This is a genomic window from Pseudoalteromonas prydzensis (assembly GCF_011050055.1).
GTDB classification, from domain to species: Bacteria; Pseudomonadota; Gammaproteobacteria; order Enterobacterales; family Alteromonadaceae; genus Pseudoalteromonas; species Pseudoalteromonas prydzensis_A.
In genome coordinates this window covers 168,047-175,609 of sequence record NZ_DRGM01000210.1, presented here as the reverse complement: position 1 = coordinate 175,609, position 7,563 = coordinate 168,047, and the positions used below count along the sequence as shown (strand labels likewise).

Annotated in this window: 10 protein-coding genes and 1 pseudogene; all 11 read left to right on the top strand. The window is 45.0% G+C overall.

Translation table 11 applies throughout. From position 1 onward, the window contains the following. Positions 1 to 929 (top strand): annotated as a pseudogene (locus ENH88_RS22055) (hypothetical protein); the annotation flags it as partial. Further along, positions 929 to 1,258: a DUF2590 family protein gene (locus tag ENH88_RS22050; protein ID WP_304185637.1), complete on the top strand. Its 330-nt coding sequence runs from the start codon at positions 929 to 931 to the stop codon at positions 1,256 to 1,258. The pseudogene ENH88_RS22055 and the gene ENH88_RS22050, both read left to right, overlap by 1 nt. Continuing rightward, complete coding sequence (locus tag ENH88_RS22045) at positions 1,248 to 2,396, top strand: baseplate J/gp47 family protein (protein ID WP_304185636.1); 1,149 nt, start codon at positions 1,248 to 1,250, stop codon at positions 2,394 to 2,396. The genes ENH88_RS22050 and ENH88_RS22045 overlap by 11 nt, the downstream gene beginning before the upstream one ends. Continuing rightward, positions 2,389 to 3,192 carry a hypothetical protein gene (locus ENH88_RS22040; RefSeq protein WP_304185634.1) on the top strand — a complete coding sequence of 268 codons (804 nt, stop codon included), beginning with the start codon at positions 2,389 to 2,391 and terminating at the stop codon, positions 3,190 to 3,192. Before ENH88_RS22045 ends, ENH88_RS22040 begins: the two co-directional genes overlap by 8 nt. After that, on the top strand, positions 3,189 to 3,737 hold the full coding sequence (locus tag ENH88_RS22035; RefSeq protein WP_304185632.1) for a phage tail protein: 549 nt from the start codon (positions 3,189 to 3,191) through the stop codon (positions 3,735 to 3,737). Before ENH88_RS22040 ends, ENH88_RS22035 begins: the two co-directional genes overlap by 4 nt. 2 nt (positions 3,738 to 3,739) lie before the next feature. Further along, positions 3,740 to 4,504, top strand: a complete 765-nt coding sequence (locus tag ENH88_RS22030; RefSeq protein ID WP_304185630.1) for a phage tail protein — start codon at positions 3,740 to 3,742, stop codon at positions 4,502 to 4,504. A gap of 13 nt (positions 4,505 to 4,517) precedes the next feature. Next, a complete protein-coding gene (locus ENH88_RS22025; RefSeq protein WP_304185628.1) occupies positions 4,518 to 4,811 on the top strand; it encodes a hypothetical protein in 294 nt (97 codons plus the stop codon). Next, on the top strand, positions 4,804 to 5,433 hold the full coding sequence (locus tag ENH88_RS22020) for a hypothetical protein (RefSeq protein ID WP_304185626.1): 630 nt from the start codon (positions 4,804 to 4,806) through the stop codon (positions 5,431 to 5,433). The genes ENH88_RS22025 and ENH88_RS22020 overlap by 8 nt, the downstream gene beginning before the upstream one ends. Next, complete coding sequence (locus ENH88_RS22015; RefSeq protein WP_304185623.1) at positions 5,430 to 5,915, top strand: hypothetical protein; 486 nt, start codon at positions 5,430 to 5,432, stop codon at positions 5,913 to 5,915. Before ENH88_RS22020 ends, ENH88_RS22015 begins: the two co-directional genes overlap by 4 nt. Next, positions 5,912 to 6,616 carry a hypothetical protein gene (locus tag ENH88_RS22010; RefSeq protein ID WP_304185621.1) on the top strand — a complete coding sequence of 235 codons (705 nt, stop codon included), beginning with the start codon at positions 5,912 to 5,914 and terminating at the stop codon, positions 6,614 to 6,616. Before ENH88_RS22015 ends, ENH88_RS22010 begins: the two co-directional genes overlap by 4 nt. After that, a complete protein-coding gene (locus ENH88_RS22005) occupies positions 6,589 to 7,554 on the top strand; it encodes a hypothetical protein (RefSeq protein ID WP_304185620.1) in 966 nt (321 codons plus the stop codon). Before ENH88_RS22010 ends, ENH88_RS22005 begins: the two co-directional genes overlap by 28 nt. Positions 7,555 to 7,563: the final 9 nt, after the last annotated feature.

Genomic DNA, 7,563 nt, shown 5'->3' with positions numbered 1-7,563 from the left:
TGAGCAATGCAACTAACTCAACATTGCAAAATAGCATTGCTACAAACCAAACAAGTAACACGCAGGCACAAACCAGTGCGTTAAATAACAGTGCCATAAATTCAGTTGTAGCGAATGCACAAACCAACGCAGTAACCACAGCCGCGAACGATGGCGCAAAATCAATGAGCGCAACAACGGTCAACATCAAGAACAGCGCTATTAACTCGGCTGTTAACGATGCTGTGTATTCAGCAAGCACAGCAATGAATAGTGTAATTAACCCAACATTACAAAACAGTATTGCTACAAACCAAACACATAGCGGGCTTACTCAAACCAGCGCGTTAAATAACAGTGCCATAAATTCAGTTGTAGCAAAGACACAAACTAACGCAGTAACCACAGCTGCGAACGGTGTCGCAAACTCAACTAGTGCAACAACGGCCAACAAAAATAACAGCGCTATTAACTCAGCATTACAAAACAGCTCAGCTACACATAACTATGCTGGTTATATTGCACAATCAACGCCGTTCGCACCGCAATCAGCGCTACAAAATACCGTTGCTAGCACAGCTAACAATTTTACTAACGCTGCCAATTCACCTGTTTATAGTAGTAAGCACGTGCAAGTTACCCGTGTTAATCAAGGCGTAGCGCCATTACAGCCATTGCCCGTGGTCAAAACAGATCAGGCAATTACCAACGTAGCTAATGCCAGTGCTTACAAGGTTGACCAACTAAGCACTGAGCAACAACAGCAAAGCAATAGCTATAAAGCCAAGGTGCAAAAATCAGCGTTTTTACAAAACCTAACGAGCAATACACATAACAGCAGTAGTTCAAGCGACAGCGATAACCGTAAGAGCGTGCATATTGAAACCGTGAACTTTAAATCTGACGACTTAGCGCAAAGCTTTGAACAAATGATGGAGTTAGCCGGCTAATGAATTTTGATATAGCACTTCATATTGATTTAGCGATTGAAGATAACGATTTTGTACTCAATGACTCGTTAAGCCCACGGACACTAAAAAAAGCTGATGTTATAGGCCAAGACATAAAGCACCGAATTTTAGAAAGTGGCTTATTGGTAAAGCTCATTGGCCTGCGTAATAAAAACGGCATAGCGCCGATTTTAACTGAGATTGAATTACTCACAGAGCAAGACGACCGCATAAAGCCGGGAACAATAAATGTGTACCGCAATGACGACGGTACATTAAGCATCACCGCACAAACGCGCCAATACGGGGGGATAACGAGTGGAATTTAAAACACTGATGCAAAAAGCGGGGTTGCCACTGGATGAGCAAACTGCGCAAACGCAGTGGCAAGCACAGCTAAAAAAGCAGAATATCCAAGTTGCTAACAACTCACCGTTTGGCCCGTTCTGGCGAACGGTTGAAGCGCTGATCACTAAGCCCGTTGTACAGCTATTTAACTGGATAGCGACGCAGCTAATGCCTGATTTATTTATTATGACCGCCAGCCGAACTGCATTAATTGAGCGTCACGGCCCCGCGCGTAATGTATTTATTCAAGCTGGCGTAAAAGCACAAGGCATACTCACGTTCAGGCGAAGCAATACCGAAGGTGAAACCTCTATCGTTGCCGGCACGCAAGTGGTGACTGATACGCTGGGCGATACAGCTTACACGCTTGCATTGTTACAAGATGTTTATTTTAGCGACGGCCAAAGCATCGCGTATGCACACGCTGAGGCTACCGATACAGGCGCCGCATTTAACTTACCCGCTCATGCTTATCGCTTTTTTATTGAGCAACAAGACGGGATCACAGTAACAAATAACGACGACTGGTTAATTAAGCCTGGTTCTGACGATGAAAGCACCGAGCATTATCGCTTACGTATTCGCAATGTGTTTGGCACTGCCGCGCGCTGGCATATTAACGCTGTATACAAGCAGATTATTGCCAGCTTTGCCGTACCAATAGACAACATTGAAATACAAAATGGTGCACCCCGCGGCCCAGGTACTGCCAATGCGTATATTTATTTAGACGTAGGTCCCGTGCCATCGGCATTGCTGAGCGCGATTAACCAGCATATTCGCAGTGCAGGCCACCATGGTTTAGGTGACGACTTTATGGTTTACGCCATGGCAACCACGGGCTTTGATATTACCGCTACCTATAAATTACACCCACAAAGCGACAGCATTCAGAGCGAGCTAACAACATTTATACAAGCCGCATTCAGGCAAAATGCAGCCTACGCCCCCACACGCGTAGCGCATCAAACGGTGTTCAGCATTAGCCAATTAATAACAGAATGCCATGAACAATTTAGCGAGCTGCAATCAATTAAATTTGATATTGATGACATAACCGCCGCGAACTGGCTACCGGTTCTTACGTCATTAACAGTTAACGAGGTGGCAAATGGCTAATGAAATTGCTACTTGGTTAAACAAAGGCTACGCCGAAAAACTGGTAAAAGCAGCAACCGGCTACTGGGAGCAATCACGCAATTACGTTATGTGGGCAGTAAACCAAAAAGACGAGTCGAAAAACGAAGAGCCAGTACTCGGGTTCCTCGCGTGGGAGCGCTTAACAACCCGCTTAGATGACGAACCGATAGATTTATATCGCAAGCGCGTGCAGCATGCATTGGTAAATACAATAGATGCCGGTGAAATTGCCTCAGTTAAGAGTATTTTTGAGCGCCTAGGGCTAGAGGTGCTTAACGTGCGCGAACGAATCGACGGCCGAGATTGGGACATTATCGCCATAGATATGACAGATACAACGCTTGCCAGCGCTAATGAGCTATTACCAGAGCTAATACAGCTCTATGGGCGAACTTGCCGACGCTACGAATTAACCGTGCATAACAAAGCCGATGTGTCGCTGAGCGTAGGATTAACCCACGTACAGTGGGATAGCTGCCACATTGATCACCCACTGCATTTAGCCGCACAAAATAAAGCCCAGCAACAATACAGCCACGGTTTTACTGATTTGCAAAACGAAAGTAGCCACGCGCCACTGCATGCAATAACGCACGATGTAAAACACACATTGCTACTCGAGCAGCTTTATCAATTTTTAGGGTGCGACAACCATGTAAGTAATACACATCACCAAGCAATCACCACCGATGTACAGCATGTTATTGCCGCACATCATCACTATGGATTTTTAAGTAAAGAGGGCGGTGTCAGTATCGCCAAGGAGCCATTATGACCCAAGCGATCACCGGCATTATGACCAATGCCGGTAAAGGTTACATCACAGCCCGCGCACTAGAAAATAAAGGGCTTGATGTAAAGGAGTTGGTATTAGCAAACGTACCAAATCTAAACGAAAGCGCACAGCGTAACCCGAACGAAAAAATGCCCAGTGCGCTACAAATAGTACACAGACGCGACATTGATGCAAAAGGTTATGTGGATGCAAATACCGTCGCCTGGGCAGTAATTCTTGAGCAGGACGTTGGCGACTTCGACTACAACTGGATTGGTCTTGTAACAAATGATGGCACATTATTAGCCGTCGATTACTTGCCATTGCAGCGTAAACGCCAAGGCGTGAATAACGTACATAACCGATCGTTTGTACTCAAGTTTGCAGCGGCTGCGGCACTAGCTCGCATTACCATCCCTGCACAATCATGGATGTTTGATTACAGCCCACAGATTGATGCAATTAACAGTGTGTTACTGATCACGGCCACAGCGCAAATTAATAATATGAAACGACATATTCACCGAGTATTAGAGGATAAATAACCATGACAGATATAAACCAGCAATTAGGTAATTTGATTGCATCAGCGGATGCATTAACGGAAGTCGTTGCAGGCCAAGTTGGAAAAATTAACGATACATTGGCAAAGCAAGAGCAGCGAATTTCGGCTAAAGAAGCGCAAGTTGATAATTTTATAAGCAGTGCACAACCTGAAAAGCGGATCGTGACGGATATAACGATAGGTGGATCTAGTGATTACTTATACCCGGTGTGGTTCACTTTCCCTCAAAATGGCGGAAAGCTAAAAGTATGGCGCTCTTATAACTGGAATAGCGACACAAAACCTTTAAATCCACTATCGGCGCATCAGTGTGGTTTGTTTGCTGAAATAGAAGGCTGCTCAACACCTTGGTCTGGTAATCCTCCCTTTATGCATTTTAAGCGCTTTGATGAAAATTATAACCAAGTATTTAGTCATCCTAGTTTTAAAATGAATTGCTTTAATGAAAAACTCGACCCTGATTTACCGCTTTATGGTGGTGGAACTGACGGTTTAATCGGTCCGTATTGTTATCGAGCATCTGGGTTTTACTTACGAGGAGGAGGCATTAAGTATCAATTGATTAGTAACTGGAATATTGATGTTAAATACAGTGATAAACATGAAACCACGCTCATTGATGAAGGTGTTGTGTCTGAGGCATCAGGTTCTTATAAATGGACAGTAAAACCTATTCCGTTTACTGAGCTTAAAAGCCCAATAGGTACACTTACACCATTTGATTCAATGCTTCAGCGCAAAGCTTAAATAAGGAGGAAACATGTTTTTTAAAGAATTAACCATTAACGGGGTTAACTTTGTAAATGTACCCGCAGACCCAAATATTTTACTTGAAATGGGTATTAGCGAAGCGGAAGTTGCCACGATGCTAGATACCTTAACCAAGGAAAGTGGACGTTTAGAGGTACTTTCTGAGCGGCTAGCGGCATACAAAGCAGAGTCTGACCCTTTGTATATGGAAGCGCAATTTGATGGCACACCCGAGTCACTGCAAAAGTGGCGCGATAAAGTGACTGAAATTAAAGTTCGCTATCCACTGCCTGACAATGCATAACGCAGCGCTTTGTTACCACCAAACTGCGGCCCCTTGCTCTATGCAAGCGGGCGCGCAGCTGCTTGCGTCTGCCATTAAAGATGATTCGCGCACCGATAAACCAACAAGCTATGGCGGTTTATTGTTATCAATGAGCGCAATTGATCCCTCACTACTAGCCAGTAAACTTGAATCAATAAACAGCTATTGCCCAATCCCTGAGTTCATCGCCTGCGCCCAGTATGCCAGAAGTCAAAGTACATTAGAGCAAACTCAGCTCGCAACCTATGACGGCCAAAGTATCGAATGGCAAATCAACACCCTGCAAAATTTATTGCCTGTACGCGAGCAGCTAATAGCTGACGAACTCGCCACAGTAAACAGCAGCGGCCAGCAATTAATCACCACTATTGACGATGCATTAACACAAACAGCAGAGCTAAAAACAGCCCGCGACGAGCGACTAAACCAGGCGCAATTCACTGTTAAAAATAGCGGGGTAGATGTGCAATTAATAACAGCAGGCACAGCAAAGCAGCTAGCCGACTCAGTTGCTAGCAAAGGCAATGATCATAGCTACTGGGCACTATGTTTATTCGTTGGTGAAATGGGCGAAATTAATAAAATTAAAGAGGTGTTATGAGCTTAGCAATTGATGGCTGGAACATACCGGGGTTTGAAACCCGTGTTGATGCATCGGTAAAACTCGCCGGTGGTGACATGTCGGGGTTTGGTAGCTTTGCGCTTAGTAGTGATCAGGGTGTTAAGCCAGGTTTAATAACTGTAAAAACAAAAATACCCATGCTGGATGAAAGCGAGCTAGCAGCCCTTATCGCTAAATCAAAAGCGCTAGACGAAAACGGCGCCCGCGTTGTTTACACAATTACCAATGCATTGGCCGAGGCATATAAAATTCGTAAAGCAAAATTTGACGGTGAAGTAAAAGCAATCGAGCTTGAAGAAAAACGCGCCTGGCAAGTAACATTTAAACTCGTTGAGGTTCAATCAGTCTCAGAGCGCGAACAACAGCAGTTAGACGAGCAAGCCAGCACCAACGCCGAGCCACAAGCAGCAACCAGTAACGACGATGTGCAAAACAAATTCAACGAGGTCGAAGGGCCATGACCGCGCGGTTATCTAACACCTTAAAAATAGCAGGTCAGCCGGTTACTAACATAGTAGCTAAAACCGTACAGCTCGATATTGCCAGCACAGGCCGCGCAAAGTTTGAGGTGGTTACAAAGCAAGAACCAAGCGGCTTAGTAGAGCTACACCTAGGTTACACGCTAGATAATATGATCCCGTATTTTCTTGGCGTCATAGAGTCAAAACACCAAGCCAACGGCCGCTGGTATTTAACTTGCCGCGAATTACTCGGCGCGTTAAGTTTTCCCGCGCTGATGGCTGTTCGTCATCCAACCATAAACGCCGTGCTTGATGAATTGGCAAAGCTCGGAGTTGAGTTTGTAACCCCTGAAAACGCCGAATACTTAAATCAAATAACGCCAGCGTTTTATCATAGCGGTACAGGCATTGAGGCGCTAAGACAAATAGGTAAAGTATGGGGTATTAATGATTTTATTTTTCAGCAGCGCCCAGACGGCAAAATATTTGTCGGCAGTTGGCACGACTCCCGCTGGCCGCTCGCAGCTATCAATGACTTTCCGGAGCACACAATAACCGCTAAAAGCTCAACCACCGGCGAGCTAATTGCCATTCCAAAACTAAGACCAGGCATAAAACTAAATGGCCGACACATTACCGAAGTAACCTTAATCAACGACAGGATGCACATACGATGGTCAAACAAGCCATTAAACGCCTAATACAGCGCTACTTTCCAGAGTTAAACGAGCGTAAACACCTGCCGCAACTGGCGCGTATAGAAAAAATATATGACCTGCCAAGTGACGGCGCAGCAATAAGCACCGCATTTAGGTCGCTAAAAGCCGCCGACGTACAGCTATTAAACCCGCTAACCTCTGAGCCATTAGCCGTGCCCGTATTTCAGCAAGTAACACTCGGCACAGGGCAAGCATCCGATCATGGTTTATTAAACGAACCCATGCCAGGCATGCAGTGTTTAATACAATATATCGACGGCCTAAACAGCCATCCCGTGATCACCAACTTATTACCATGGCAATGCTTAGTGCCAGAGCACAAACTTACCGATGTAACCCTACAGCAAAATAGCCGCAGTAAACTACAAGGGCGCGACGGCAATTGGCATTTAACCACCGACGGCGATATAACCCAAACTAGTGACACGAGCAAAACAGCAGCACGCAAAAGCGAACAAAACTACCATGAACGCACCTGCAGCATAGACACTCACGACGTTACAAAAATAGACGGCAACCAAATCACAGAGGTAATGGGCGCCTTAAAAACAGTGGTCGGCGAAAAAGCATTGATCATAGCCCTTGAAGGATTACTACTCGGTAGCAAAGAACAGGTAGATATTGAAGCCACCGAAAATATGAACCTAACAACCCTGAAAACCTTGCACGCCAAAGCCACCGAGCTTGCAAAGGTCGAAGGTGCAACTGTGTGGCTTGGGGATAGTTCAGTAAACGTGGCTCAAGTACTTCTTGATTTAATAAGCCTAGTAAAAGACATAAACCAAAGCCTAGAAACTCACGGACATACCGGAGCTGGTGCAGGGTCGCCAATAACAAAAGCCGAATTCACCGCCCATAAATTAACAGCTAATAGTTTGAAAGTGACACTAAAACCAGTAGTTGAGTTAAGTAAAAATTAAGTTTTAAAT